This is a genomic window from Vitreimonas sp., assembly GCF_035627415.1.
In the GTDB taxonomy this organism is placed as follows: Bacteria; Pseudomonadota; Alphaproteobacteria; order Caulobacterales; family Aquidulcibacteraceae; genus Vitreimonas.
The window spans coordinates 223,587-249,863 of sequence record NZ_DASPLU010000005.1; the positions used below are offsets into that span (position 1 = coordinate 223,587).

General features: G+C 67.3%; 22 protein-coding genes and 1 tRNA gene. 12 read left to right on the forward strand and 11 right to left on the reverse strand.

The window, feature by feature from the left end; all coding sequences use genetic code 11:
• Positions 1-26: 26 nt before the first annotated feature.
• A complete protein-coding gene (locus VEA80_RS03005; protein ID WP_325059208.1) occupies positions 27-1,823 on the reverse strand; it encodes a WD40 repeat domain-containing protein in 1,797 nt (598 codons plus the stop codon).
• Between the two features lie 200 nt (positions 1,824-2,023).
• On the opposite strand from VEA80_RS03005, the gene VEA80_RS03010 reads away from it, so the two are divergent.
• Positions 2,024-3,532, forward strand: coding sequence for an NAD(P)/FAD-dependent oxidoreductase (locus VEA80_RS03010; RefSeq protein WP_325059209.1), 1,509 nt, complete (start codon positions 2,024-2,026; stop codon positions 3,530-3,532).
• Positions 3,533-3,590: 58 nt separating this feature from the next.
• A complete protein-coding gene (locus VEA80_RS03015; RefSeq protein ID WP_325059210.1) occupies positions 3,591-4,853 on the forward strand; it encodes a dicarboxylate/amino acid:cation symporter in 1,263 nt (420 codons plus the stop codon).
• Here VEA80_RS03015 and VEA80_RS03020 read toward each other — a convergent pair.
• The 3 genes from VEA80_RS03020 to aroA form a co-directional block, all read right to left on the reverse strand.
• Positions 4,850-5,257, reverse strand: a complete 408-nt coding sequence (locus VEA80_RS03020; RefSeq protein ID WP_325059211.1) for a hypothetical protein — start codon at positions 5,255-5,257, stop codon at positions 4,850-4,852. The two genes, VEA80_RS03015 and VEA80_RS03020, sit on opposite strands and share 4 nt — an antisense overlap.
• Before the next feature lie 65 nt (positions 5,258-5,322).
• A complete protein-coding gene (locus VEA80_RS03025; RefSeq protein WP_325059212.1) occupies positions 5,323-7,602 on the reverse strand; it encodes a HAMP domain-containing sensor histidine kinase in 2,280 nt (759 codons plus the stop codon).
• An 86-nt stretch (positions 7,603-7,688) separates the two neighbouring features.
• Positions 7,689-9,005 carry a 3-phosphoshikimate 1-carboxyvinyltransferase gene (gene aroA, locus VEA80_RS03030; protein WP_349257197.1) on the reverse strand — a complete coding sequence of 439 codons (1,317 nt, stop codon included), beginning with the start codon at positions 9,003-9,005 and terminating at the stop codon, positions 7,689-7,691.
• Positions 9,006-9,124: 119 nt separating this feature from the next.
• On the opposite strand from aroA, the gene VEA80_RS03035 reads away from it, so the two are divergent.
• Both VEA80_RS03035 and VEA80_RS03040 read left to right on the forward strand, forming a co-directional pair.
• Positions 9,125-9,616, forward strand: coding sequence for a TIGR02300 family protein (locus tag VEA80_RS03035; RefSeq protein ID WP_325059214.1), 492 nt, complete (start codon positions 9,125-9,127; stop codon positions 9,614-9,616).
• A gap of 96 nt (positions 9,617-9,712) precedes the next feature.
• A tRNA-Ala gene (locus VEA80_RS03040) sits at positions 9,713-9,788 on the forward strand.
• A 49-nt stretch (positions 9,789-9,837) separates the two neighbouring features.
• Here VEA80_RS03040 and VEA80_RS03045 read toward each other — a convergent pair.
• The 4 genes from VEA80_RS03045 to VEA80_RS03060 form a co-directional block, all read right to left on the reverse strand.
• Positions 9,838-10,047 carry a dodecin gene (locus VEA80_RS03045; protein WP_325059215.1) on the reverse strand — a complete coding sequence of 70 codons (210 nt, stop codon included), beginning with the start codon at positions 10,045-10,047 and terminating at the stop codon, positions 9,838-9,840.
• Between the two features lie 62 nt (positions 10,048-10,109).
• Positions 10,110-10,298: a hypothetical protein gene (locus VEA80_RS03050; protein WP_325059216.1), complete on the reverse strand. Its 189-nt coding sequence runs from the start codon at positions 10,296-10,298 to the stop codon at positions 10,110-10,112.
• Complete coding sequence (locus VEA80_RS03055) at positions 10,295-11,437, reverse strand: PepSY domain-containing protein (RefSeq protein ID WP_349257202.1); 1,143 nt, start codon at positions 11,435-11,437, stop codon at positions 10,295-10,297. Before VEA80_RS03055 ends, VEA80_RS03050 begins: the two co-directional genes overlap by 4 nt.
• 2 nt (positions 11,438-11,439) lie before the next feature.
• Positions 11,440-13,590: a TonB-dependent receptor gene (locus VEA80_RS03060; RefSeq protein WP_325059218.1), complete on the reverse strand. Its 2,151-nt coding sequence runs from the start codon at positions 13,588-13,590 to the stop codon at positions 11,440-11,442.
• 153 nt (positions 13,591-13,743) lie between these two features.
• On the opposite strand from VEA80_RS03060, the gene VEA80_RS03065 reads away from it, so the two are divergent.
• The 5 genes from VEA80_RS03065 (at position 13,744) to VEA80_RS03085 (ending at position 19,110) form a co-directional block, all read left to right on the forward strand.
• Positions 13,744-14,655, forward strand: coding sequence for a sterol desaturase family protein (locus VEA80_RS03065; RefSeq protein WP_325059219.1), 912 nt, complete (start codon positions 13,744-13,746; stop codon positions 14,653-14,655).
• Entirely contained in the window at positions 14,645-16,231 is a 1,587-nt protein-coding gene (locus tag VEA80_RS03070; protein ID WP_325059220.1) for a GH3 auxin-responsive promoter family protein, read from the forward strand. The genes VEA80_RS03065 and VEA80_RS03070 overlap by 11 nt, the downstream gene beginning before the upstream one ends.
• Positions 16,221-17,309: an enolase C-terminal domain-like protein gene (locus tag VEA80_RS03075; RefSeq protein WP_325059221.1), complete on the forward strand. Its 1,089-nt coding sequence runs from the start codon at positions 16,221-16,223 to the stop codon at positions 17,307-17,309. The genes VEA80_RS03070 and VEA80_RS03075 overlap by 11 nt, the downstream gene beginning before the upstream one ends.
• A gap of 83 nt (positions 17,310-17,392) precedes the next feature.
• Entirely contained in the window at positions 17,393-18,628 is a 1,236-nt protein-coding gene (locus VEA80_RS03080) for an SDR family oxidoreductase (RefSeq protein ID WP_325059222.1), read from the forward strand.
• A complete protein-coding gene (locus VEA80_RS03085) occupies positions 18,625-19,110 on the forward strand; it encodes a DUF2269 domain-containing protein (RefSeq protein WP_325059223.1) in 486 nt (161 codons plus the stop codon). The genes VEA80_RS03080 and VEA80_RS03085 overlap by 4 nt, the downstream gene beginning before the upstream one ends.
• A 3-nt stretch (positions 19,111-19,113) precedes the next feature.
• On the opposite strand, the gene VEA80_RS03090 is transcribed toward VEA80_RS03085, so the two are convergent.
• Entirely contained in the window at positions 19,114-20,607 is a 1,494-nt protein-coding gene (locus VEA80_RS03090) for a hypothetical protein (protein ID WP_325059224.1), read from the reverse strand.
• A 53-nt stretch (positions 20,608-20,660) separates the two neighbouring features.
• Between VEA80_RS03090 and VEA80_RS03095 the strand changes: the two genes are divergently transcribed.
• A complete protein-coding gene (locus tag VEA80_RS03095) occupies positions 20,661-21,572 on the forward strand; it encodes an SUMF1/EgtB/PvdO family nonheme iron enzyme (protein ID WP_325059225.1) in 912 nt (303 codons plus the stop codon).
• Here the strand turns inward: VEA80_RS03095 and VEA80_RS03100 are convergent.
• Both VEA80_RS03100 and VEA80_RS03105 read right to left on the reverse strand, forming a co-directional pair.
• Positions 21,569-22,150 (reverse strand): TetR/AcrR family transcriptional regulator, encoded by a 582-nt coding sequence (locus tag VEA80_RS03100; protein ID WP_325059226.1) that lies wholly within the window; start codon positions 22,148-22,150, stop codon positions 21,569-21,571. The genes VEA80_RS03095 and VEA80_RS03100 overlap by 4 nt on opposite strands.
• Before the next feature lie 2 nt (positions 22,151-22,152).
• Positions 22,153-23,058, reverse strand: a complete 906-nt coding sequence (locus VEA80_RS03105; RefSeq protein WP_325059227.1) for a haloalkane dehalogenase — start codon at positions 23,056-23,058, stop codon at positions 22,153-22,155.
• Positions 23,059-23,168: 110 nt separating this feature from the next.
• On the opposite strand from VEA80_RS03105, the gene VEA80_RS03110 reads away from it, so the two are divergent.
• Together VEA80_RS03110 and VEA80_RS03115 are read left to right on the forward strand one after the other, a co-directional pair.
• Positions 23,169-24,248: an MBL fold metallo-hydrolase gene (locus VEA80_RS03110; RefSeq protein ID WP_325059228.1), complete on the forward strand. Its 1,080-nt coding sequence runs from the start codon at positions 23,169-23,171 to the stop codon at positions 24,246-24,248.
• A gap of 10 nt (positions 24,249-24,258) precedes the next feature.
• Positions 24,259-25,899, forward strand: coding sequence for a sulfatase-like hydrolase/transferase (locus tag VEA80_RS03115; protein ID WP_325059229.1), 1,641 nt, complete (start codon positions 24,259-24,261; stop codon positions 25,897-25,899).
• Positions 25,900-26,277 lie beyond the last annotated feature (378 nt).

Sequence of the window (26,277 nt, forward strand, 5' to 3'; positions counted from 1 at the left end):
AGATGCGTGCTGGCGGAAGGGCGCCGCTAGGCAGGTGGAGCGAGGCGCCAGATCACCACGGCGTTCTCGCGGGTTTGCTCCAACAGGCGCACCTCGGCTGTGCCGTCGCGCTGCACGAGCTTCATGTAACTATCTGAACAGGACAGCAGCCGGTCGCCCGAATCGAGGGTCCATAGGGCATAGCCGCCGGAGCTCAGTCCTTCTGCAATTCGTCGGTTCGCAATGACCATCGGATCAACGTAGTTGAAGTCGCCGAGGTCGGCGATTTCCCGGCGCGCGACAATGCTCCACAACGCGACGCTCTCCTCGCCTGCATCATTGATGCGGCCAAAGATGAGGTGAGCGGAGTCGTTGGAGAATTGTGGAACGGATAGCCGTCCCCCAGGCTCTCCCAGGTCTGCAATCCGGCGTCTTGTGCGCAGGTCCCACAACTCGCGTCTGTTTCCATCTTCAACAGCAAGATAACGACCATCGCCCGACCATGTTGAGTTTGCATCGTGCGCGTCGAAGCCCGGCATCGTGATAGCGCGAGCGCCCGTTCGAGCGTTCCAGACGACAACCTCTTCTTCGGTTGCAGGTGCGAATATCCAGTGGCCGTCAGGAGAGACCTCAATGTCATGAGCCGTGATGGCGTCATTACGAGCCAACCTGCGGATCATGGCGCCGGACCGCGCATTCCAAAGGCTGAGCTGACCCTGGCGGTCGAATGTAATCAGCCGATTGTTCTGCGTGAAAGTGAACTCGCCGCTCGTGCCTATTCTCACATGGAGAAGAATAGGCTCTTCCTCGCCCGGGGCGGCTTCAAAATCCGATTGGGCGCGGAAGCTGCCCAGTTCAGCGAGTAGCCGGCCTGACCGGAGATCCCAGAGGCTTGCTGTCCCATCTGCACGACGGGCAACCAATCGTGCGCCATCCGCAGAGGGTTGTACGCCAAAATGTATCGCCTGCCATGGCTCATCCGCGAGTGCGCCGAGAGCGAAGTGCGTGCGGCCGGTGCGTGCGTCTATGATCGTGCGATCGCCGTTTCCGTCGGCGAACTGCGCATAGCGCGCCCCATTAAGAAACGCGGGAAAATTAGGATGGAGGCCGCTGTCGACGCCCGCCGCGCCACCGGCGGCAAGTGTCGCGCCGGTAAGCGCGTCGATGTATATCCATTCCCAGCCGTTCCGAACCAGCGCGCGCGTTCCGTCTGGACTAAATCGAGAATTGGTATGACTCAATAACGGCGACGCGTGACGTGGAATCTCGGCAATCACCTCGCCGGTGGCGGTGTTGATGAGACGGATTGCATGCGCGTCGATAACCAGCATGCGCTGCCCATCTGCCGACAGGTCGAGATCATTTTGGTCAGGCGGAAGCGCGAATGCCCCCTGCAGCGCGCCAGTTCGAGCGTTGCGGATTTCGTATCTTCCGTCTGGAACGCTGAGCACGAGCCAGCGGCTGTCTTCAGTAAAATAGACGCAGCATTCGAAGTGATCGCCGGTGAACACCGGCATGGTCGCCAGTGTTTCCCCGGTTCTCATATCGACTAAACTTGCTGGCCCCGTGTTCCAGTCGATTACCGCGCGCGACCTGTCGGGGGCCTCCTCGCGAATCCAGTTTTGCGTTTGGTACGTTGCGACCGGCGTCAGTTGTCGGAGTTTCTCGCCCGTCCATGCGTCCCAAAGCTCATAGGACCAGTCGGCCCGGCGGGCGCTGATGGTCGAGAACTCGGCATAGGCTGTATGGTGCTCGCCCGGGATTACGGCGAGCGCCTCCAATCGCCAGCCGTCGCTCTGGGCGGCCTCCGAGAGTGCGCACGAGCCGGATTGGGCGGTCGCCACCTGAGGCGCCAATAGAGCGCAGGCGGCGATCAGGCTCGTTAGGGCACGGTAAGGGCGGCGCAACATGGGCCAAAGAGACATGAAGGCGAGGCTTTGCGTCAAATCGCGGTTCGTTGAACGCCGACGTGGCGGAGCCCCATTCCCCGCGCTGCCGCTGCGGCTATCTTGACACGGCGTCACCGAGAGCGCCGGATTCAGGCATGAGCAGTGAGCATTTCGACGTGGTGGTGGTCGGCGCCGGGATTTCCGGGGTCGGCGCGGGCTATTTCCTGCAGCGCGACTGCCCGGACAAGAGCTACGTCATCCTGGAAAACCGCGCCGACATGGGCGGCACCTGGGACCTGTTCCGCTATCCCGGCATCCGCTCGGACAGCGACATGTTCACGCTCGGCTATTCGTTCAAGCCGTGGACCGAGCAGAAGGCGATCGCCGACGGCCCGTCGATCTGGAAGTACGTGCACGAGACGGCCGCCGAGTACGGCATCGACAAGCACATCCGCTTCAATCACCGCGTCGTGCGGGCGAGCTGGTCTTCGGACGCCGCGCGCTGGACCGTCGAGGCCGAGCACGACGGCGCGATCAAGCGCTTCACCTGCAAATTCTTCCACGTCTGCGCCGGCTATTACAATTACGAGCAAGGCTTCCTGCCGCAATGGGAGGGCGTGTCCGACTTCAAGGGGCGGATCGTCCATCCGCAGCATTGGCCGGAAGATCTGGACTATGCCGGCAAGCGCGTCGTCATCATCGGTTCGGGCGCGACGGCGGTGACGCTGGCGCCGGCGATGACCGACAAGGCCGCGCACGTCACCATGCTGCAGCGGACGCCGACCTACATGGTCTCGCTGCCGGCCGAAGACGCGCTGGCGAACTGGGCGCGCAAGCATCTGCCGGCCCAGTTCGCCTACGATCTGACGCGTCTGCGCAAGATCGTCTTTCAGCAATTCTTCTTCCGCCTGGCGCGCTCGCGCCCGGCGAAGACGCGCGAGCGTTTGCTTGGCCTCATCCGCGAGCAGCTCGGGCCCGATTACGATATGGAGACGCACTTCACGCCGCCCTACAATCCGTGGGAGCAGCGCCTGTGTCTCGTGCCCGACAACGACATGTTCATCGCCATCCGCGAGGGCAAAGTCTCGATCGCCACAGATCAGATCGAGCGCTTCACCGGGAAGGGGCTGAAGCTGAAGTCGGGCCAGGAGCTCGAAGCGGACATCATCGTCACCGCCACCGGACTCAATCTGCGCATGCTCGGCGGCGCCGATATCGTCGTCGACGGCAGGAAGATCGATCCGGGCAAGAGCTACACGTACAAGGGCGCGATGCTGTCGGACGCGCCGAACATGGCGTTCGTGTTCGGCTACACCAATGCGTCCTGGACGCTGCGGGCGGACCTGATCAACGAATACGTTTGCCGCCTGATCAACTATCTCGACCTGTACGGCCTCGCATCGGCGACGCCGCGCGTGGGCGAGGGGCCGCATGAGGACAAGCCGTTCGCCGATTTCTCCTCGGGCTATTTCCAGCGCGCAGCGCACCTGCTGCCGAAGCAGATGAGCAAGGCGCCGTGGAAACAGAACCAGAGCTATGCGCACGATCTCATGGATCTGCGCTATGGCCTGATTGAAGACGGCGTGCTCGAGTTCAAGCGCGCTAAAGCCAATGTTGAGCCGGCCGCGCCTGCCGCCGGCGCGAAGCCTGAGCTAGTCGGATAAGGCTGGCGCGAGCGGCGCCCCTGCGTTAGAGCGCAGCGAACGCGACCTGGGGGCGCACGTGAAATCCATCAGCTTGATCGTGCTCGCGGCCCTGATCGCCGGCATCGTTGTCGGCGCGCTGGTGCGGGCCGAGGCGCCGCAACTCGCCGGCGCCGCGGGTGTGGTCGAGGCCTTCGGCGGTCTTTGGCTCAATGCGCTCAGCATGACGGTGGTGCCGCTCGTCGTCTCGCTCTTGATCACCGGCATTGCTTCGGTGGCGGATGCGGCCAAGACCGGCGGCCTCGTCGCGCGCGCCGTGCTGCTGTTCTCGGTGCTGATCGTGTTCGCGGCGGTGTTCGGCATCGTCGTAACGCAAGGCCTGCTGGCGTTGTGGCCGGTCGACCGCGACATCGCGGCGGGCTTCATCGCCAGCGTCGGCGCCGAAGCGATCGTGATCGAGGAGCCGCCGAGTTTCGTCTCCTGGCTGCAGGGCCTCGCGCCGGCCAACCCGGTGAGCGCGGCGGCGGAAAACCAGATCCTGCAGCTGGTGGTCTTCGCCGTCTTCTTCGGTTTCGCGGCGACCAAGCTGCCGGCGCAGATGCGCCATCAGCTGGTCGGCTTCTTTCGAGCCGTGTCGGAAGCGATGATCGTCATCGTGCGCTGGATTCTGCTCGCGGGGCCGCTCGGCGTGTTCGCGCTCGCGCTCGGCGTCGGCCTGCGTGCCGGCTTCGGCGCGGCGGGGACGCTGGTGCAGTACGTGGTCATCGTCTCGGCGGCGACGTTTGGCATCACATTGGTCGCCTGGCTCATCGCCGTCAGCTGGGGCCGCCAGCCGATCGCGCGCTTCACCACCGCCGCCGCGCCGGTGTGGGCGATCGCCGCCTCGACGCAATCTTCGCTGGCGTCGCTGCCGGCGATGCTGGAGTCGGCGCTGCGCGGCCTGCGCATTCCGGCGCACATCGCCGATGTCGTGCTGCCGCTCGCGGTCGCGGTGTTCCGCTTCACCAGCCCGGTGGCGAACCTCGCCGTCTGCTTCTTCGTCGCGCACCTCTACGGCGTTGAGCCGACGCTGCTTCAGATCGCCGGCGCCATCGTCGTCGCGTTCGGAGTGAGCGTGGGCTCGGTCGGCCTGCCGGGGCAGATTTCGTTCATCGCCTCGATTGCGCCGATCTGCATGGCGCTCGGCATCCCGTTCGAGCTGCTGGGCATTCTGCTGGCGGTGGAGGTGATCCCCGACATTTTCCGCACGCTCGGCAACGTCACCGGCGATCTTGCGGTCACAACGGTGCTCGCGCGCAAACAAGCGCGCGAGCCGGCTGTGCAGTCCGTCGAAGCGGCCTAGTTGCGATAGCGCGCGCAGGCGTTGGCGTAGAAGCCTTCCACGTGCTCGATGCGCGCGGCGGTGCTCCCGCCCGCGGGCGGGGTGTCGCTGTCCGGCGCCGAGAGCGTATCGCCTTCGGCGTTGATGCGCTCGCCGATCGTGCGCGCGGCGATGCGCACTTCTTCCGGCATCAGCACCTGCGCGACGCCGGCGGTGGTGCAGTCGCAATAGCCGGCGTTCTGGTGGCGGTTGCAGGCGGCGCGGTAGGCGCGTCTGGCTTCGCCGACTTCGCGGTCGCTGGCGAGGCTGCGCGCGTCCGGCGCCACCAGTTCTGACGGGGGCGCGGCGGGCTCAGTCTGGGCCTCCGCGAGGCCCTCTGCCGTGAAAGCGGCGATCAGCAGCACGCCGGCGGCGATCAGTCTCATCACGAAATCTCCTCGATTCGCCAACGTCTTGGGACCGAGGCAGTGCCTTCACAGTGGCGCGAGACTCAGGCGGCGTCGCGCTGTTCCAGATTGGCGGGAACTTGCTGCGCCGGCAGCGCCGCCGGCACGCGCAAGGTGAACGCCGAACCCTGGCTGGGCGCGCTCCTCACGGTCACATCGCCGCCCAACAGGCGCGCAAGCCGGCGGGTAATGGCGAGGCCGAGCCCGGTGCCGCCGAACGCGCGCGTGGTCGAGGCGTCGGCCTGTACGAACGGCTGGAACAGCCGCTTCTGCGCGTCCAGCGAGATGCCGATGCCGGTGTCGATCACTTCGAACACCAGCCAATCGTCCTCGCGGCAAGCGCGCAGCTTTATTTGGCCGTCTTTGGTGAACTTGGCCGCGTTGGAGAGCAGGTTGAGCAGGCATTGGCTCAGCTTGAACCCGTCCGTGTCGGCGGCGCCGAGAGCGGTTTCCGCCTCCACAATGATGGCGCTGCCGTTGATCGCCGCGGCCGGTTTCACGGTGGCGACGGCTTCGGCGACCAGGGAGTCGATGCTCACGCGCTCGGCGCGCACTTCCATCGCGCCGGCCTCGATCTTGGAGAGATCGAGCACGTCGTTGATCAGCGCGAGCAGACGATGGCCGGCGCCATGAACGCGGCGAAGATCGCCGAGCTCGTCGTCGGCGCTGCGGTCTTCGGCGCTTTCCATCAGAATTTCCGTATAGCCGATGATGGCGTTGAGCGGCGTGCGCAGCTCATGGCTCATCGTCGCCAGGAACTGTGACTTGGCGATATTGGCGCTTTCGGCCGCGATGCGGGCGGCCTCCAGCTGGTCGAAGGCGCGGGCGAGTTCGACGTCGCGCCGTTCAATCTCGTCCAGGATATGGCCGAGGCGGCGCGTCGGCGTTTCGCGCGCGGCGCGGTCGTTCGCCGGCGCCGCCGCCTCGCCGCCGCGGCGGGCGAGCACCTCCTCGGCGCGGCTCACCGCCTTCAGCATGCTGCGGCGGCTGCGATAGATCAGCAGCGCGATCACCAGCACGGCGATGAAGCAGGCGCCGGCGAGCAGCGTGGCGAACGTCATCTTCTCGAGCGTCTGCTGCTGCAGCTCCGAACGCATCGCCTGCGCCTGGGCGCGCTGCTCGGCGTCGGCGACTTCGCTTTCCATCGTGGCGCGGAGTTCGCGCACGCCGTCGTTGAAGCTGGTCATGAGCCGGTTCGCGGCGGCTTCGTGCGCGGTGCGGAGCGCCGCGAAGGCTTCCTGGTAGCGGCCTTCCGCGTTCAGCACCTCCGGCTCGATCAGGTCGAGGCGTTCGTCGAGGCCCGGATCGCCGCGCTCGGCGGCGAGCGTGCGCAGTTCAGTGAGCGCCGCGCGCGCCTCTTCGCCGCGCGAAAGCCGCGCCAGGGCATGGGCGCGGAAGATCAGCAGGCGCGTGAGGTATTCCGGCGGCGCGCCGGCGATGGCGCGGCCCTGGTCGGCGCAGCGCAGCGCCAGCTCGTAAGCGCCGGCCAGGAAGTTCACCCGCGCGCAGAGCATGCTGGCGAAGAACTGCATCCGCGGCTGGCCGCTGCGCGCGGCGACATCGGCGTGGATCGCAGTCAGGCGCTGCGCTTCGGGGATGAAGCCGCCCTGCGCCATCATGGTCGAAAGATTGTTGACGATGACGACGCCGTCGACCGGCTTGCCGGCGGCGATGTCGAGTTCGACGGTCCGTTCGAGGTGATGGAGCGCCGTTTGGTAGTCGCCGACGCGCACCGAATTGTACGCCATCGCGTCATGCAGGCCCGAGCGGAGGGTGCGTGTTGCGACGTCGTCGGGCAGGTGCAGAAGCCCCCCGCGCGCGGCTTCGAGCGAATTGCCGAACAGGCCGAGGTCGGTCAGCGCGTAGGCGTGCAGGCGCTCGCCGGCGGCGCGCACCAGCGGGTCGCGTTCGTTCCGCAGGAGCGGGGCGAGGTTGCGGCGGACGGCGACATAGTCACCCTCGAGCGCCGGCGCATAGGCGCGCAGCAGGGCGGCCATGGCGGTGAAGCGCCGGCTGGAATGCGTCGTCGCCTCGCGCTCCAGCGCCGCCAGCGATTGGTGCGCCGCTGCAGCGTCGGAGCCGATGAAGTCGTCGGCGGCGATGTCGTAAAGCTGCTGCAGACGCTCTTCGCCTTGCGCGCGGTCCGCGGCGAGGAGGCGTTCCTCACGCGTGCTGTCGGTGACGATGAGGCTCTCGGCCTGAACGCGGCGGGCGAGCGCTTCGCCGCGTTCGACCCAGGTGCCGGCGTCCTGGGCGTGTGCTTGCTGGAACAGACCAAGTGCGCACGCGCTCGCCACGAGCGCGCGCAGAATCGTTGCGCGCATTGAACCCACCTTATTGAGCAGGACGTTGGCCCAACGCTCGTTAAGGGAGAGGGTCGGCGATTTGGTGAAACTGTAATTTACCCTAGTCACACTTCGCGGATGTCGGCGCCGAGCTTTTGCATGCAGCCGATGAAGTCTGGAAACGAGGTGGCGATCATCTCCGCGTCGTCCACCGTGACGGGCTCTTTCGACGCCATGCCGAGCACCAGGAACGACATGGCGACGCGGTGATCGCCCAAGGTGCGGATCTGCGCGCCGCCGCGCACGCTCTTGGGGCCATTGCCGCGGACGATCAAACCGTCCGGCAGCTCCTCGGCGTCGACGCCGCAGGCCTTGAGGCCGTCCACCATCAAGGTGATGCGGTCGCTCTCCTTCACCCGCAGTTCGCTCGCGCCGACGATGCGCGTCTCGCCTTGGGCGAACGCCGCCACCACCGAGAGGATCGGGAATTCGTCGATCATCGCCGGCGCGCGCTTGGCGGGCGGACTGGCGCCATGGAGCTTGCTCGACTGAGCGACGATGTCGGCGATCGGTTCGCCGATCGGATCGCGGCGTTCCTCGTAGGTGAGCTTCGCGCCCATTTCGAGCAGCGTCTCGTAGAAACCGAGCCGCAGCGGATTGACCAGCACGTCCTCGACCCGGATTTCCGATTTGCCGAGGATCAAGGCGGCGGCGATCGGGAAGGCGGCGGAGGAGGGATCGGCCGGCACGTAGATGTTTGCGCCGCGCAGCTGGCTCGGCCGCACGCGCGGGTGCTGGCCGCCGTCGACTTCGATGCTGTCGATGTCGGCGCCGAACACGCCGAGCATGCGCTCGGTGTGATCGCGCGAGCGCTCCGGCTCGATCAGCACTGTCTCGCCTTCGGCCCGCAGCCCCGCGAGCAGCACCGCCGACTTCACCTGCGCTGAGGACACGGGCGAACGATAGGTGACGCCTTTGAGTTTGCCGCCATGCACGATCAGCGGCAGCCGGTTCTCGGTCGAATCGAAGCGCGCGCCCATTTGCGAGAGCGGCGCGACGACTCGGTTCATCGGCCGCTTGCGCAGCGATTGGTCGCCATCGAGGCGGGCGCTCAGCTTGAAGCCGCTGGCGGCGCCCATGAGCAGCCGCGCGGCCGTGCCCGAGTTCCCGCAATCGATCGTGTCGCTGGGCTGGCTGAAGCCGCCGGCGCCGGTAACGCGCCAGCGTCCGTCGTCGCGCTTGTCGGCCTGAGCCCCGAACTGACGCACCGCCTGCGCGGTGCACAGAACGTCCTCGGCCTCGAGCAGGCCGTCGATTTCCGTGACCCCGTGCGCCAGCGCGCCCAGAATGAGCGCGCGGTGGGATATGGACTTGTCGCCGGGAGGACGGGCGCGGCCCCGCAGCGGCCCGGCGAATCGCGCCTTGAGACGCATGGACGACACCTGTTCGGCAGCCGCTTAAGTGGGATGACAAAGCTTTTGACAGGCGCGCCCGGAGGTGGCAAGCGAGCGCCCCGCGCGAAGGCTGCGACCAGCAGCGCGGAGCCGAAGGGAGAGCCGTTTTGGCCAAGACCGATTTGGGCGCGAAGCAAGTGTGCCCGAACTGCGGGGCGAAGTTTTACGATCTGAGCCGTCGCCCGGCGGTCTGCCCCAAATGTACGACCAGTTTCGATCCCGCCGAAGAAGGCGTGCGCGTGCGCCGCACGCGGGCGCGGGCGACCGCCGCCGAGACCGATTACGAGGACGAAGACGAGGAACTCGAAGAAGGCGCCAAGGCCAAGAAGGCTGGCGACGAGGACGAGGACGAGGACACCGAAGCGACGCCTGAAATCGACAGCGAAGCCGAGGCCGAACCTCTGCTGACCGAAGAGGACGAGGATGTCGAGGCGGCGCCGACCGGCGACGATCTGCCGGAAGGCTTTTCGGAAGAGGAAGCGGATCTCGGCGACGACGCCGCCGACGACGACAGCGTGCCGATGCTCGAGGACGAGGAGGAATTCTCCGAGGACGAGCTCGGCGACATTGGCGGAGAGGACGAAGACGAAAGCCGCTGAGGCCGAATGGCACAGCCGCTTGATCACGAAAGGGGCGGAGCGTAGGTTCCGCCCTTCCCAAAACCGGGGCGCTCCGGGCAACCGGCGCGCACAATCGGGGCCATAGCTCAGTTGGGAGAGCGCTTGAATGGCATTCAAGAGGTCAGGGGTTCGACTCCCCTTGGCTCCACCATCTTCCCGGGCCCGCGTTGACGGGCCCGTTCGCCGGCGCCGGCGCCGCGTCAGCCGTCCAGAGTGAAGCCGAGCTTCATCGTCACTTGCCAGTGCGCGATCTTGCCGTCTTCGACATGGCCGCGCACTTGCGTGACTTCGAACCAGCGGATGTTGCGGATCGTCTCGCTGGCGCGCGCGAGCGCCGTCTCGATCGCATGCTGAACGCCTTGCGGCGATGAACCGGTGAGTTCGACGCTCTTATAGACGTGGTTGGACATGGGGCCGTCTCCCTGGGTTGCCGTGAGCAATGTACGGCGCACACCGCAGCCGGACAGCCCGATCAGCTTCGACGGAACAACACCGCCCAGGCGATTGCGGCGACCGGAACGCCGAGGCCGATCCATGAAAGCAGATCGAGCGCGCCGTCGCCGATCAGCGCGGCGATCAGGCCGACGCTGCTGAACGCGGCGATCAATGCCGGGACGCCAAAGGTTCGGCTGAGCAAAGAGCCGCGGCGGCGCATCGTCATTCCGCCGCCATCGGCGCCGGCGCTTCGTCGGCCGCTTCGGCCGGCGCCAGCGCGCGCGCTTTCGCGAGCCACAGATAAACCCCGCTCGCCAGGATGACGATCGAGGCGAGATCGAGCAGCGCCCACAGCAGCTTCAGCGGCAGTCCGCCATAATCGCCGAAGTGGAGCGGCTTGGAGAGCGAGAGCGCCTTTGCGTACCAAGGCATGTCGCGCAAGCCGTCGAAGGCGCCGGTCTCGGCGTCGATCAGCACCGGCGTGATCAAGTGCGTCGTCAGCGGCGTTTCGCCGTGCAGGAAGATGGCGTAGTGGCGGTCGGTCGAGAACGATCCGCCCGGGAAGGCGACGAATTGCAGCGTCATGCCCGGCGCCGCCGCTTCGGCGCGCAGGATCGCCGCGTGCAGCGAACGCGCCTGTTGCGGCGTTCGCGCTGCGCCGTTGTGCTCGGCGGTGAGATCGCGCAGCGCATCGTATTTCCAGAGATCGAGGATCGGCGTCGCCAGTGTGTTGATGACGCCAGTCAGTCCGACGACCAGCACCCAGGCGACCGTCACAATGCCGAGCAGGTTGTGATAATCGAGCCATTTCACGCGCGGCGAGCGGCTGACGCGCAGCACGCCGAAATCGTGCCGGCGCATGAACGGCGCGTAGACGACGACGCCGGAGACGATCGACGCCACCAGCAGCACGCCCATCGCGCCCAGAAATAGCATGCCGGGCAGACCCAGGAGCATGTCCGTATGCAGCTGCAGCAGGAAGTGCATGACGCCGCCGTCCGGCTCATGCGGCGGCACCAGCGCGCCGCTGGTGTGATCGAACGAGGCGAAGTGCATGTCGGCTTCGGCAGCGTCCGGCGTCGGCCCTGTGGTCACGTTCACGACCGGCCGGTCGATGTCGAAGCTCATGAACAGCGGAACTTCGCCGGGGCGGTTCTCCAGCGCCCGCGCGAGGATTTCGTCGTAGCTGAGCAATGGGCCGCCGGGATTGGCCGGCGTCCATTGCTGCTCGCCCAACGCGGCGTCGATCTCGTCGTGGAAGATGAGCGGCAGGCCCGTCACGAACAGCATCAGCAGGATCAGCGTGCTGATGAGGCTCGTCCATTTGTGGACGAACATCCAAGCGCGAAGGGCGCCTTGCCGCATCATCAGAAATCGACCGACGCCGACACCACGAACGTGCGCGGGCCGCCGAGCACGAGATAGTTGGCGCCCGGATAGCCGCCGGCCGAGGCCCAATAATTCTCGTCGGTCACGTTTTCGATGCGGCCGCGGAAAGTGACCGGCCGATCGCCGACATCGAGCGCATAGCGTGCGCCGAGATCGAGCCGCGTCCAGGAGGGGATCGAGGCCGTGTTGGCTTCGTTGATGTATTGCGCGTCGGTGTACTGAACGCGCGCATCGAGCGTCAGGCCAGGGACGAAGCTTGGATCCCATTCGAAGTTGAGGTTCGCCTGCAGCTCCGGGATGCCGATCGGGGTGTTGCCGTCATTGGCGGTGCCCTGATTGGTCTCCGCATCGAGCCAGGTGGCGCCGCCGAGGATGCGGAAGCCTTCGCGCGGCTCGCCGAACACGCTGAGTTCGAGTCCTTGCGCCTGCTGCTCGCCAGAGGCCTGGAACACCTGCGCGACGACAATGGCGTTCGGACGCGTGAGATGAAACCCGCTCAGCGTCGCGCCGAAGTCGCCAGAATCGTACTTGATCCCGGCTTCGTACTGCTCGCCCTGGTAGGGCTCGAGCACGTCGCCGGCGTTCAGCACCGGCAGACCGCCGCTGGTCGACGGCGCGATCGCCCCTGGCTGCAGGCTCTCGGCGTAGTTGGCGTAGAGCGAGATCGTGTCCGAGGGCTGATAGACGACGGCGAAGGAGGGGGTCAGCGCATCGCTCTCATACCCTGAGAGTTCGGCCCCGGTGTTGTAGTCGAACGTCTGCGTCTCGATCCATTGCTGGCGCGCGCCGAGCGTGATCATCAACTGGCCGTCCAGCAGCGTGATCATGTCGGCGATGGCGAGACTTTGGTTGTTCACTTCTTCCGTCTTCAGCGGATCGGAGAGATCGCCGCCGACGAAGAAATTGGCCGGCGGCGGCGCAACCGCGACCGGCGTGTAGAGATCGCCCGGGAAGCCGGCGAAGTTCGAGAACGCATAGGCGTTGCGCGATTCGAGCCGGATCGCCGAACCGGAGACGATCAGCCGATGGCCGATCCCGCCGGTGTCGAACTCGGCGCGCAGCCCTGCGTCGGCGGAAAGAACGTCGTCTTCGCGCGCATTGTCGAAGCGATACGCCGTGGTCGTTCCATCGGGCGCCGCGCTCGGGTTGGAGAGCACGTTGGCTTCCTCGCCGCGCCGGCCGCCGGCCGCGGCCCAGCCGGTGACGGCGTCGGTGAGATCGAACTCGGCGCGCACGGCGCCGAACAATTGCCGCTCGTCGGTATAGGTCCAGGGCTGCGCGAAATTGCCGTCGGCCTCGGGCGCGTCGGGCGCGGCGCCCAGCGGCGTCACTTGCGGGCGCGGCGCGTCGATGAAGTGGTCCTGGTAGCCGAGGTCGGCGGTGAAGCGGGCGTTGGCGCCGCGATAATCGGCGCCGATCGCGAACACCGAAAGCTCGCGCTCCTGGTTGTCGATCGCCGTCTCGCCGTCGCGGCGCACGGCGTTGAAGCGCAGGCCGAAATCGCCCTCGCCGAAGCGCCGGGCGACATCGAGCGCGCCGTACAATTGGCCGCCGCTCTCCGTGCCGAGCGTGACGCGGTTGAGCGCTTCATCGGGCGCGCGCTTCGGCACCAGGTTGAAAGCGCCGCCGACGCCGCTGCCGCCGGGCGCGGCGCCATTGAGAAACGAATTGGCGCCGCGGAACACTTCGACGCGTTCCAGCATCTCCGCCGATACGAACTGGCGCGGCAGGATGCCGTAGACGCCGTTATAGGTCATGTCGTCCGAGAACACCGGAAAGCCGCGGATGACGTAGAGCTCCTGGAAATTGCCGAAGCCCTTGGCGACGCGCACGACCGGATCGTTCTGCAGCACGTCGCCGACGCTGTGCGCCTGCTGATCCTGGATCAGCGTCTCGGTGTAGGCCGTGCCCGCGAACGGGGCGTCCATCATGTCGAGATTGCCGAGGAGGCCGGCGCGGCCGCCGCGCGCCACCTGGCCGCCGGCGTATTCGGGCGTCAGCCCGACCTGCGAGCCGACGATGACGATCTCTTCCGATCCCTCGTCGTCGCCGGCCGTTTGAGCCGCGGCCGGCGCGGTGATCCCCATCGCCAACGCCGCCAAGCTCAATCCCAGTCCAAAGTTCCGCATGACCCCACCCTCGTTGCAAGTGCGAATAGTTCGCATAAGGCGCCGCGCCAAGCCGCGCTATGGACACCCTGTCGCAGAGGCTCTCCCAGCGCAGTTCCACCACTTCTCGAAATTGCCGCCATCTCCCAGCATGAGAGTCGGCGGGAGAGGGAAATGGGCGGCGAGCGCCAGCCAAGGTCGCAACAGCCGAGCGCGGGTCTGCGCCAATTCCTGCGCGTCGCGGTCTATCCTGCGGCGCTGGCGGGATCGCTCGCGCTGCTGATGATCGGCATCGATCTCGGCCTGGGCTTGCTCTGGGCGCCTTATGCGGCGGTGGCGGTCGCCGGCGTCGCAATTCTGCTCGCCGAGCGCGCGATTCCGCATCGCCGCGATTGGCGGCCCAATTTTCGGGACTTGGCGGAAGACGGCGCGTTCATGGCGCTCACCCAGGTCGTGACGCCGCTCGCGCTCACGTGGGCGGCGGTGTTTGCGCTGCAGCTTTTCCTCGCCCGCGCCGGCGTCAGCCTCGATCTCTGGCCGACCACATGGCCCATTCTCGCGCAGCTCGCGTTGAAAGTGATCGCCGGCGATTTCTTCCGCTATTGGCTGCACCGCGCCGCACATACGTGGACGCCGCTCTGGCGGCTGCACGAGGTGCATCACTTCCCGCCGAAGCTCTACACGACCAATGTCTTCCGCTTTCACCCATTCGAGAAGGCGCTGCAATTCATCGCCGACACGCTGCCGTTCCTGCTGATCGGCATCGGCGCGGAGGCGCTCGCTTATTACTTCGTGTTCTATGCGGTGAGCGGCCTCTTGCAGCACTCGAACATCGACGTTCGTCTGGGTTGGCTGAATTACGTCTTCAGCGGGCCGGAAGTTCACCGCTGGCATCATTCGCGCAAGATCGAGGAATCGAACAACAATTACGCGCACAGTTTCGTAGTGTGGGACCTGGTGTTCGGCACCTACTATCGGCCGCGTGAGCGGAGTGTCGATCGGTTGGGCCTGCTCGACGAGCACTATCCGACAAGCTTCTGGCGCCAGATGGCGGCGCCGTTCCGGATTAGGCGCGATGCGCGTTAGCGACACCATCGCCAACGCGGCGCTTGATCTCGCACTCGGCTCGCTGGGCCGGCGCGCTTACGATCGGCTGCTTGCGCAGGCGGAGCGGCCTGAGGAGACGCAAGCGCGTGCGCTGCGCGCCATTCTGCGTGCGAACGCCGGGACGGAGCAGGGACGCCGCTTTGGCGTCAGCGCCGAACTCAGCGTGGATCAATACCGTGCCGCCGTTCCGATAAGCGACTACGAAGACATCCGCCACCTTGTCACGCGTCAGATTGAAACCGGCGGCTTCGCGATCGCGCCGGAGAAGCCGCTCATGTACGCGCGCTCCAGCGGCACGACCGGAGCGGCTAAGTACATCCCCGTGACGACAGCCGCGCTCGCGCAGATGCGGCAAGCGCAGCGCGCCATGGCTTACGCGCAGCACAAGGCGCTGCGCTGTTTCTCGGGAAAGCTGGTCGGCCTGGGCGGCGCCGCGTGCGAGGAGACGCTCGCAGACGGAACGCCGGCTGGGGCGACGACGGGGCTCATCTACCAAAGCATGCCGCGCTTCATGCGCGCGAAGTATGTGGTGCCGCCCGAGACGTTCGAAATTGCGGACTATGCCGAAAAGTACTTGACCATTGCGCGCCTGGCCGCGCGCGAGCCCGCCGTGAGCGTGATCGCCACCGCGAACCCGTCGACGGTGCTGCGCCTCATGGACGTGATCCGCACGCACGTCGGGGAGATCGCTGCGCACGCCTCGCCGGCGCGGGCGCGGACATTGGAGGCGCTTGCCGCGTGCGCAGAGCCCTTGCGTGTCGCCGATTTGTGGCCGCGCCTTCGCGCCATCGTCACCTGGTTGGGCGGCGGCTGCGCCACCGCGGCCGCCGCGGTGCGCGCGCAGCTTCCGAAGGACGCGGCGATGATCGATGCCGGCTACGTCGCCAGCGAGGTGCGTGGTACAATTGTTGTCGACGTGCGCAAGAACCTAGCCCTGCCGCTGCTCGGCGACGTGTTCTTCGAGTTCGTGCCGGCCGCCGCCTGGGAAGAAGGCGAGCGCCGCACCTTGCTGCTGCACGAGCTGCAGCCGGACACGGATTATTATGTGGTCGTTACGACGATCGCCGGTCTGCTGCGCTACAGCATGAACGATGTTGTGCGCGTCTCGGGCCGCATCGGGCGCACGCCGGCGCTTCAGTTCATCCGCAAGGGACGCGGCGTCACCAACATCACGGGCGAGAAGCTCTCCGAGGATCAGGTCCACGCGGCGATGGCTGAGCTGCCTGCGCCGCCGGTCTTTTATATCGTGGTCGCAGATGCCGAGCGCGGCCTCTATCGCGCTTATGTCGAAGGCGGCGGCGACGCCCAGTTCATCGCCTCGGTGATCGACGCTCGTTTGCGGCAATTGAACCTGGAATACGAGTCCAAGCGCGCCAGCGGCCGTTTGCCCTGCCTACGGGTATCGCTGCTGCGGCCCGGCGCAGCCGACGCTTATCATCGGCACTGCACCGAGCAGAAAGGCCAGCGCGAGGCGCAGGCGAAGGTGCTCGCCTTGCAAACGGCCGAGGAGTGTCGCTTCGACTTTGCGCCATATGAATTGACGCATGCGCATTGAAACGCTGCGCATAGGCGCTGCGCCCATCCCGTTCCGGTTTTCGTTCACGCACGCCGCCGCGGCGCGGAACCAGGCGGAGAACGTGCTGGTCGAGGCGCGCGACGCCGATGGCCGGGTGGGGTTGGGCGAGGGGTGCCCGCGCGCCTACGTCACCGGCGAGACGGTGGCTGGCGCGACGGCGTTCCTGACCGAGCGGCGCGCAGAGCTGGCGGCGCTTCAAGACCTGCCGGCGCTGAAGGCGTGGATCGAAGCCAATGGCGCCGCCATCGACGCAAACCCGAGCGCGTTCTGCGCAGCCGAACTGGCGTTGCTCGATGTTTTCGCGCGTCAGGCCGAGCAGGACATTGAAGCGTTCCTCGGTATTGCGCACACGCCAACTGACCTTCGCGTCAGCGCTGTTTATGGCGCCGGCGGCGCAGCGGCTTTCCGTGTGCAGTCGGCGCTGTTCGGCCTCGACGGCATGCGTACGGCCAAGCTCAAGCTGAGCGGCGACTTGGCACGGGACCGCGCTCGCGCGAGAGCTTTGGCGCGCCGTGGCGCGGTGCGTTTGGACGCCAACAATCTGTGGCCGGACGCCGGCGCCGCGATGACGGCTCTCACAGCGCTCGCGCCGTTCGCATGGGCTGTAGAGGAACCGATTCGGCCCCGCGACTGGGAGGGGTTGAGGCGTATCGGGCTTGAGACAGGTTTGGCGATCATTTTGGATGAGAGCCTGCTCACATTGCGCGATCTGGCCGCCGCGCCGCGGGACATCCGCATCGTTCCCAATCTGCGCGTGTCGAAGCTCGGCGGGCTGCTCCGTTCTTTGAGCATGCTTGTTCCTTTCGAAGGCCCGGTGATCGTCGGCGCGCAAGTCGGCGAAACCAGCATCCTGGCGCGTGCGGGCCTGGCGCTGGCGCGGGCGGCTGGCGCGAGATTGGCGGGTCTCGAAATCGCTTATGCGCCGTTGCTGCTGTCGCGTGATGTCGTTCGGAACAGTGTAGGGTTTTCGTACCGCGGCGCAGTGAAGTGGTGTTCATCCGCCGCTGGTCTCGGCCTCGACGCCAATGCGACGTTCCAGCGCGCTCTCTTTGCCTAGCCTTTCCCCGCCAGCACGTTGCCCTGCGCGCCGCACGCAGTAGAGTCGACCCCCGCGTCGAGACGCCGCGTGCGGAGAAGCCGATGAGAATTGTGGTCACCGGCGCGGGCGGTTTTATTGGCGCGCCGGTCGTGCGAGCGCTGCGCGGCGACGGGCATGAGGTGATTGCCGCGACGCGCGCGGAGATGGATCTCGCCAAGCCGGACGCGGATCGCTGGCGCCGCACGCTGGCGGGGGCCGATGTGCTGGTGAATTGCGCCGGGCTGTTCGGCGGTGCGCAACAGCACGCCGTGAACACGACGGGCGCGATTGAGCTTTTTCGCTGTGCGCTCGGAGCTGGCGTCGCGCGCATCATTCAGCTCTCGGCCATCGGCGTTGAAGACGAGCTTTCCGCGTTCGCGCGCAGCAAGCTGGCGGCGGATCGGGCGCTGATGTCGATGGAGGTGGATTGGGTCATCCTGCGGCCGTCGATCGTGCTCGGCCCCGATGCGAACGGCGGCAGCGCGCTGTTGCGCGGATTGGCGGCGCTGCCGCTCATGCCGGTGGATGCGCGAGCCGGCGATCTGCAGGTGGTGCAGCTGGCCGATCTGATCGATGCGATCCGGCGCCTGGTTCGGCCGGACGCGCCAGCGCGGCTGGCGCTCGACATTGTCGGCCCGCAGCGTCTGAGTTTCGCCGACACCGTGCAGGCATTGCGAACATGGCTCGGCTGGGGCGAGGCCGTGCGTGTGCGCTTGCCTGCGTGGCTCATGGATGTCGGCTTTTGGCTGGGCGATGTCGCAGCTTGGCTCGGTTGGAGCACGCCGATCCGATCGGACGCGCGCGCGGAGCTGACGCGCGGCGGCGTCGGCGACGCCGCCGTCTGGGCGCGCGCGACCGGCGTTCAGCCGACAGGTCTCACCGAAGCGCTGGCGCCCAAGAGCGCTTCGGCGCAGGAGCGGCTCTACGCCGCCTGCTATTTCCTGCCGCCGCTGGTGATTGGCGTCACCGCGATCTTCTTCATCGAAACCGGCGTCGCCTCGTTGACCTTCGGCTATGGCATCGGCGTCGAGTTGCTCGAACGCGGCGGACTGGGCGCGCTGAGCGGGCCCAGCGTCATCGCCGGCGGGCTGGCCGACATCGTCACCGGCTTCGCCATCTTGTGGCGCCGCACGGTGAAGCTTGGCCTCTACGCTGCGATCGCGGTTTCGCTGTTCTACTTCGTCGCCGGCACGCTGCTCTTGCCCGAGCTATGGCTCGATCCGATCGGTCCGATGATGAAGATCTGGCCGCTGATCGTGCTCAATGTTGTGGGTCTTGCCATGGTGCGTGACAGATGACTTTGTTCTTCGCGCTGAAATTCGCGCATGTGATCGGCGCAGCCGTGCTGCTCGGCACCGGCGCCGGCATCGCCTTCTTCATGCTGATGGCGCACCTGACCAAAAACGCGGTGGTCGTCGCTGGGGTCGCGCGCATCGTCGTGATCGCCGATTATCTCTTCACCGCGACGGCGGTGGTGCTGCAGCCGATCACGGGCGTCTGGCTCGCGCACGTCGCCGGCTATCCGCTGACCGACGGCTGGATCGTCGTCTCGATCATTCTTTATCTCGTCACCGGCGCGTTTTGGCTGCCGGTGGTCTGGATGCAGACGCGCATGCGCACGCTCGCCACTGAGGCGGCCGCCGCCGGCGCCGATTTACCGGCGGCGTATCACCGCTTGTTCAAGCTCTGGTTCGCGTTCGGCTTTCCCGCGTTCGGCGCGGTGATCGCAATCTTCTGGCTGATGATCGCGCGCCCGGCGTTCTCGGTGTTCGGCTGGTGAGGCTCACAGCCGCCAGATGACGTCGTCGCCCTCGCGAACCGCGCGCCCGCGCGCGCCGACAGGTTCGGCCGCGCCATTGGTGAGAAAGGCGATCGCTTCAGCGTCGTCGCCGCTGACTTTGGCGAGCAAGCGCGCCCCCGCCTCGGAGCGGCCGACCACGACGCCGGCGCGCGGGGCGCCTTCGCGCGTGTAGAACACCGTGTAGGTCTCGATTTCGGCCGGGCCTTCGTAGCGCTCGTCGACGGGCGGGGCAGGAGCGCGCGCCTCATCCGCTTCGGCTTGATAGTCGAACGAGCGCGCCTCGCGCATGGCGCGTTCGGGATCGCTGCTCAGCACGATGCTGTGGTTCTGCGTCGCGAAGCCGCCATTCGCGAACAAGAGCCCCGTTCCGCCGCCGTCGCGCAGACGCTGCGCCATGCTGGCGCCGGCGTGGCTCATATAATTGCCGATCGGTCCGCCGCCGAAGGTGAGTCCGCCGACCACGGTGATTGGCCGATCCGCCGGCCACCCGATCGCGCGCCGCGCCAGCTTCGGCACGCACGGAAAGCAGCTGTAGAGTTCGGCGTGATCGATCTCAGCGACGCCGAGCGCGTTCAACTCCAATGTCCGCCGCAGTGAGACAGCCATGCTGACGGAGCGATCGAAGCGGTCGCGCTTCAGGATGTTGGCTGGCTCATCGGCCGCGGCGCCGTAGCCGATATAGATAAGCCGTTCCTCGCTCACGCCATGACGGCGTGCGGCGGCGAGGCTGGCGACGATGAACGCCGCGCCCTGGTTCACCGAACTGTTGGCGACCATGAGCTTCGTGTACGGAAATGCGATTGGCCGGTTGTTGGGCGAGGGCGCCAATATCTCCGCCGCGCTGACCGGCGCACGCAGCCACGCCGCTTCGTTCTGCGCCGCGACCTCGGACATGCCCGCCCACATCGCCGCGCTTTCCGCCTGCGCGTCAGCCAGCGTTTGTCCGAGCGCCGCGCGCATCGCGTTCTCGTAAAGCGGATAGACATCGACCGGCGCGATGAGGCCGTAGCGCTGGCGATAGTCCGGCGCGCTGCGCGTCGAAGCCCGGCGCGTCGCCTCATGATCCGAAGCGCTGCCGCCGGCGCTCGCCGCCGCCCGCTGCGCCGCCGTGCGCAAAGCTTCGCCGCCGGCGATCAGCGCCGCTCCGATCTCGCCCAGCGCGATCGCGCTCGCCGCTTCGTTGAGCAGACGCACCGGGCTCGCGCCGCTCGGGTAAGCGGTCTGCGCGCACAGCCGCGGGCGGGCGCCCAGCATCTGCGCCAGCGGCTGCGAAACATCGCCGAGCGCCGGAAACGAGATCTGATTGACGACGGCGACCGAGTCGAGCCGCGTGAGCCAGCCGCCGCCGGCGTCCACGTCCGCCGCGCGCGCCGCCGCCGCCATCAGCCCAAGCGAATCCAAGCCGGCGAACGGATCGGCCGGGCGATCGTTGATCTGCCCCACGCCGACGATCACCGGAATGCGCTCTGCGTCCATGGCTCTGCCTTATGCTCGACGGCGCGCCGCCGCGCACGGTATCAATCACGGCAATGAAGCCGCATGACAAGCTGACGATCCTCGTCGCCGTGTTCGCGCTCGCCGCGTGCGCGCCGGCCCCGCAGAGCGCGCACTGCGCCGCCGACATCGTCATTGGCCAATCGATTGACGTTCCGGCAGGGCGCGTCGCCCGCGGCGCAGCGCAGTTCAACGCCGAGGAAGCGGTCGGCGGCGCGGGCGAGGTCGGCGCCTTTTCCATCGATGCGCACGAAGTGACGAACGGCCAGTTCGCCGCCTTCGTCGCCGCAACCGGCTACGTCACGCTCGCCGAGCGCGCTGGCCCCGACGGCGCCCCGCTCGGCGCCGCGGTGTTCGACCGCCAAACCGGCGCCTGGCGCGTCGATCCCGCCGCCAACTGGCGCCATCCCGAAGGCGCAGACACCTCGATCGAAAACCGCGAGCGCTATCCCGTCGTCGCCGTCGCCTACGAGGACGCGCAGGCTTATGCGCGCTGGACCGGCCGGCGCCTGCCGAGCGAGAACGAATGGGAGTTCGCCGCCCGCGGCGCAGCGCCCGCGCCCGCAGACATCGCCGCCGAAGCGTTCGACGCCGAAGGCAGGCCGCGCGCCAACACCTGGCAGGGCATGTTTCCGTTTCAAGATTCCGCCGAAGACGGCCACGCCGGGCTCGCGCCGGTCGGCTGTTTTCCCGCCAACGAGCGCGGCCTCTACGACATGATCGGCAATGTCTGGGAATGGACCAGCGACGTCTACGCCGACGGCCAAACCCACGACGTCGCGCGCGCGATGCAAACAGAAGCGCCGCCGCGCGTGCTGAAAGGCGGCTCCAATCTCTGCGCCCGCAATTTCTGCTCGCGTTTCCGCAGCGGCTCGCGCCAGCCCGGCGATCCCGGCCTCGGCATGTCGCACATCGGCTTCCGCACCGTCGCCGACGCGCCGCGCTAATCGAGCAAAGCGTGCACCGTGCGCCGAACCACGCCGACAGCCTGCTTCGGCGCCAAACGCTGCTCCTGCCGCAAGCGCCGCCACGCTTCGAAGCTCAGCGCGAGATCGAGCGCCTCGACGCGCTCGGCCTGCTTCTGTAGCGCCGCCGGCAGCATCGCGAGCAGCGTCTCCCGCTGCAGCCGGGTGATCTTCTTGTGCTCGCGCTGCAGGAACACCGAGCGATGGCGGTGCGCGTCCGACGCCGCCTTGATCGGCAGCATCTCCTCGAACATGCGCGCGCGCCGATCGATGATCTCCTCCAGCCGTTCGCGCCACTCGCGTCCGCTCAGCGGCGCCATGAAGGTCGGCGCGATCCGCGCCACCATGATGGCGTGCATCTCGCGGTAGAGCCCTTCCATGTCGCTGAACAGGCGGAACACGGTGCGGCGGCCGACGCCGGCGCGCTCGGCCACCAGCTCGGCGCTCGGCGCCGGCTCGCCCTCGCGCGCCAGCTGCAGCATCGCTTCGGCGATGCGTTGCCGGCTCTGATCGGCGCGGCGGCGGCGCCCGTCGATCTGCGTCCCCTCGAGATTGGTCAAGCTCAGCTCGTGCGGGCGATGAAGCTGTCGATCAATGCGGCGATCTGCTCCGGCTGATCTTCCTGCAGGAAGTGGCCGCCGCCGGCGATGGTCACGTGCGGCTGATCTTTCGCGCCGGGCACGCGCGCCTGGAACACCCGCTCGCCGCCGCGCGTGATCGGATCGTTATCGCTGAAGGCGGTGAGGAACGGCTTCTCGAACCGCTCGAGCACGCCCCACGCTGCGAGGTTCTCCTGCACCGAGGCTTGCTCCGGCCGCACCGGCACGAGCGCCGGAAACGCGCGCGCGCCAGCCTTATAGGTCTCGTCCGGAAACGGCGCGTCATAGGCGTCGCGCTCGGCTTGCGTCAGCTCGCGCACCGATCCGCCGTTGACGATCTGACTGGTCGGAAAGATCGGCGTCGTCTGGCTGAAATTGAGCCACGCGTCGAACGCCGGCGTTGCGCCGTGTCCCGTCGGCAAGCCGGTGTTGGCGGCGATCACGCGCGCGAACCGCTCCGGCATCGCGGCGACCAGGCGCAGACCGATCAGCCCGCCCCAATCCTGGCAGAACAGCGTGATGTCGCGGAGATCGGTGGCGTCGAGCCAATCCGTCATCCAGCGCACGTGGCGTTCGAACGTATAGTCTTCCCGCGCTGCCGGCTTGTCCGAGCGGCCGAACCCGATCAGGTCAGGCGCTACGGCCCGGCGGCCCTTGGCGACGAGACCGGCGATGATCTTGCGATAGAGGAACGACCAGGTCGGCTCCCCGTGCAGCAGCAGCACTGGCGCGGCCGTCCGCGGGCCCTCGTCGATATGGGCGATGCGCAGCGTAACGCCCGGCGCGTGCGCGATATCGCTGTAGTGCGGGGCGTAGGCAAAGTCGGGCAGCTGAGCGAAGCGCTCCTCCGCCGTGCGCAGAACCTGCATTTTCGAGTCCTTTCCCGCCGCCGTTGACCGGATCGCGGCCTGCCCATATAGTGGCACTAAGAGTGCCGATTGTGCGGGAGCGTCGTCAAGCGGTTTTTGGGAGAGGGCGCATGAAACGCGGCGTCATGATCGCTCTGGTGTTGGCGGCGCTCGCAGCATTCGGCGCGGGCGCCTTCGCCTATCGCGGCGAGATCGCCACGCGGCTGTTGGAGCGTGCCGCGGCCGGCGGGATGAGCGATGCGCTCGCCGAACGCCTCCCCGACGGGTTGCACGCCATCTTTTGCGGCACCGGCTCGCCCTTGCCGGATCGCAGCCGCGCCGGGCCGTGCTTCGCCGTGCTGGCGGGCGATAAGTTGTTCGTGTTCGACGCCGGCGAGGGCGCCGCCGAGACGCTGGCGCTGATGGGCGTGAACGCCGGCGACATCGAGGCCGTGTTTCTCACCCACCTGCATTCGGATCATTTCGACGGCCTCGCGCCGCTGGCGCTGCAGCATTGGGCCACGGGGTCGGCGCAGCAGCCGCTCCAACTGATCGGCCCGACAGGCGCCGCGCGCGTCGCCGCCGGCCTCAACGAAGCGTACGCGATCGACGCCGGCTATCGCACCGCGCACCACGGCCCCGAAATCATGCCGCCCGCCGGAGCCGGCCTCTCCGCGCGCGAATTCGCTCCGCCGCTGGCTGCAGAGCCGATCGTGCTGCACGATCGCGACGGCGTGCGCATCAGCGCGTTCCGCGTCGACCACGCGCCGACGGTGGCGGTCGGCTATCGCATCGAATATGGCGGGCGCAGCATCGTCGTCAGCGGCGACACCGCGCGCTCGGATTCGCTCACGCAGAACGCGCGCGGCGCCGACCTGCTGGTGCACGAAGCGCTATCGCCGCGGCTGAACGAAATCATGCGCAGCGCCGCGGTCGAGAGCGGTCGCGCCAATGTCGGCGCCATCTTCCACGACATCCTCGATTATCACGCCAGCCCCGAAGACGCCGGCGCGGTGGCGCAGGAAGCCGGCGTCGGCGCGTTGGCGCTGACGCACTTGCTGCCGCAGACGCCGATTCCGGGCCTCGTCTCCACCTTCGAGCGCGATGCGCGCACCAGGTTCGATGGCCCGGTCTGGGCGATGCGCGACGGTGACGTGATTTCGCTGCCGCTCACCGGCGGCTTCGAGCGTTCGCGCCGGCTGCGGTTCTGAGGGAAACGCGATGAAGAAGTGGGCGATCATCCTCGGCGTCGCGCTCGCAGCGGTCGCGGCCGGCTATCTCGCCTTCAAACACTACGCCTATTATCTGCCGGGCCTCATCAGCAACATCCGCGATCCGATCGCGCCGAACCAGCCGGTGATCTGGTCGCAAGGCCCGGATGTCGCGCCGGCGGCCGATCGGCCGCCGAACATCATCGTCATCGTCGCCGACGATCTCGGCTTCAACGATCTCTCCGTCCATGGCGGCGTCGCCGGCGGGCGCGTGCGCACGCCGAACATCGACGCTTTGGCGCGCGAGGGCGTCAGCGTCGATGCGGCCTACGCCGCCAACGCCACCTGCTCGCCGTCGCGCGCGGCGATCATGACCGGCCGCTATCCGAGCCGCGTCGGCTTCGAGTTCACCTCGGCGCCGGTCGCGTTCTCGCGCTATCTCTCCCACTCGGACCCGAACGCGCTGCGCCAGCCGATCTTCCACGAAGAGCGCGTCGCCGACGTGCCGCCGCTCGAAACGCTCGGTTTGCCGGCGAGTGAGGTGACGATCGCCGAAGTGCTGCGCGCGCGCGGCTATCACACCATGCATATCGGCAAGTGGCACCTCGGCGAAACGGCGGCGATGCGCCCTGAGGCGCAGGGCTTCGACGAAAGCCTCGGCTTCATGGCCGGCGCCGGCATGTTCTTGCCGCCGAACGATCCGAATGTCGTCAACGCCGAATTGCCGTTCGATCCGATCGATCGCTTCCTTTGGGCCAATCTGCCGTACGCGGTGCAGTGGAATGGCGGCCAGCGCTTCCGGCCCGAGGGCTACATCACCGACTATTTCGCCGAGCAGGCCGTCGCCGCGATCGAGGCGAACCGCAACCGCTCGTTCTTCCTCTATCTCGCCTTCAACGCGCCGCACACACCGCTGCAGGCTGCGCGCGCCGATTACGAAGCGCTGAGCGGGATCGAGAATCACAGCGAGCGCGTCTACGGCGCGATGATCCTCGCGCTCGACCGCGGCGTCGGCCGCGTCATGGCGGCGCTGCGCGCGCAGGGCCTCGACGAGAACACGCTCGTGATCTTCACCAGCGACAATGGCGGCGCCTGGTATGTCGGTCTGCCTGAACTCAACCGCCCGTTCCGCGGCTGGAAAGCGACCTTTTTCGAGGGCGGCATTCGCGCGCCGTTCTTCGCCCGCTGGCCGGGCCGGCTTCCCGCCGGCGCGCGCGCCTCCGGCCCGGTGACGCACATGGACATCTTCGCGACCGCCGCCGCCGCCGCGGGCGCGCCGCTGCAGCGCGAGATCGACGGCGTCGATCTCATGCCGCATCTCGCCGGTCAGAGCCGCACGCCGCCGCACGATGTGTTGTTCTGGCGCTCGGGTCCGTACCGTGTCGTGCGCGCCGGCGATTGGAAGCTGCAAGTCTCGGAGCGGCCGGACCGCGTCTGGCTGTTCAATCTGCGCGAGGACCCGACCGAACAGCACGATCTTTCGGTGCAGCATCCCGAGCGCGTCGCCGAACTGCGCGCTTTGATCGAAGCGCACAACGCCGAGATGCCGCCGCCGCTCTGGCCGGCGCTGCTCGAAGGTCCGGTGCGCATCGACGTCCCGGTCGACGCGCCGTGGACCGAGCAGCAGGAGTACGTCTACTGGTCGAATTGATGGATAGACGCGCGCTCTATCCCCCAAATCGGAGCGCGCGGCGCCCGGCCCGCCCACGCGCCAAAGGCGCGTTTTGTCATTGCGCCACAAGGAAAAGCGCGGCTGCGCCACGCGCGCGCGGCGGGAGCCGCGCGCTCCGAGGCACAAAACTTGTGCGATTCTATCCGACCGCGCTTGACCCGCCGTACAATGCTCCCCGTCTCGCACACGGGAGCTTTCGAAGACGTCCGAAACGACGAGAGGTGCAAGACACGGTCGGTGGGAGTTGCCGGCGGGGAGTGAAACCGTCGGGTCCAGGTGAACGGAACGCCTGCCCACAGCACCGGCGAATTGGGAATGGAGCTAAGCCCCGAGACGCCATCCGTCGATGGCGGGTTG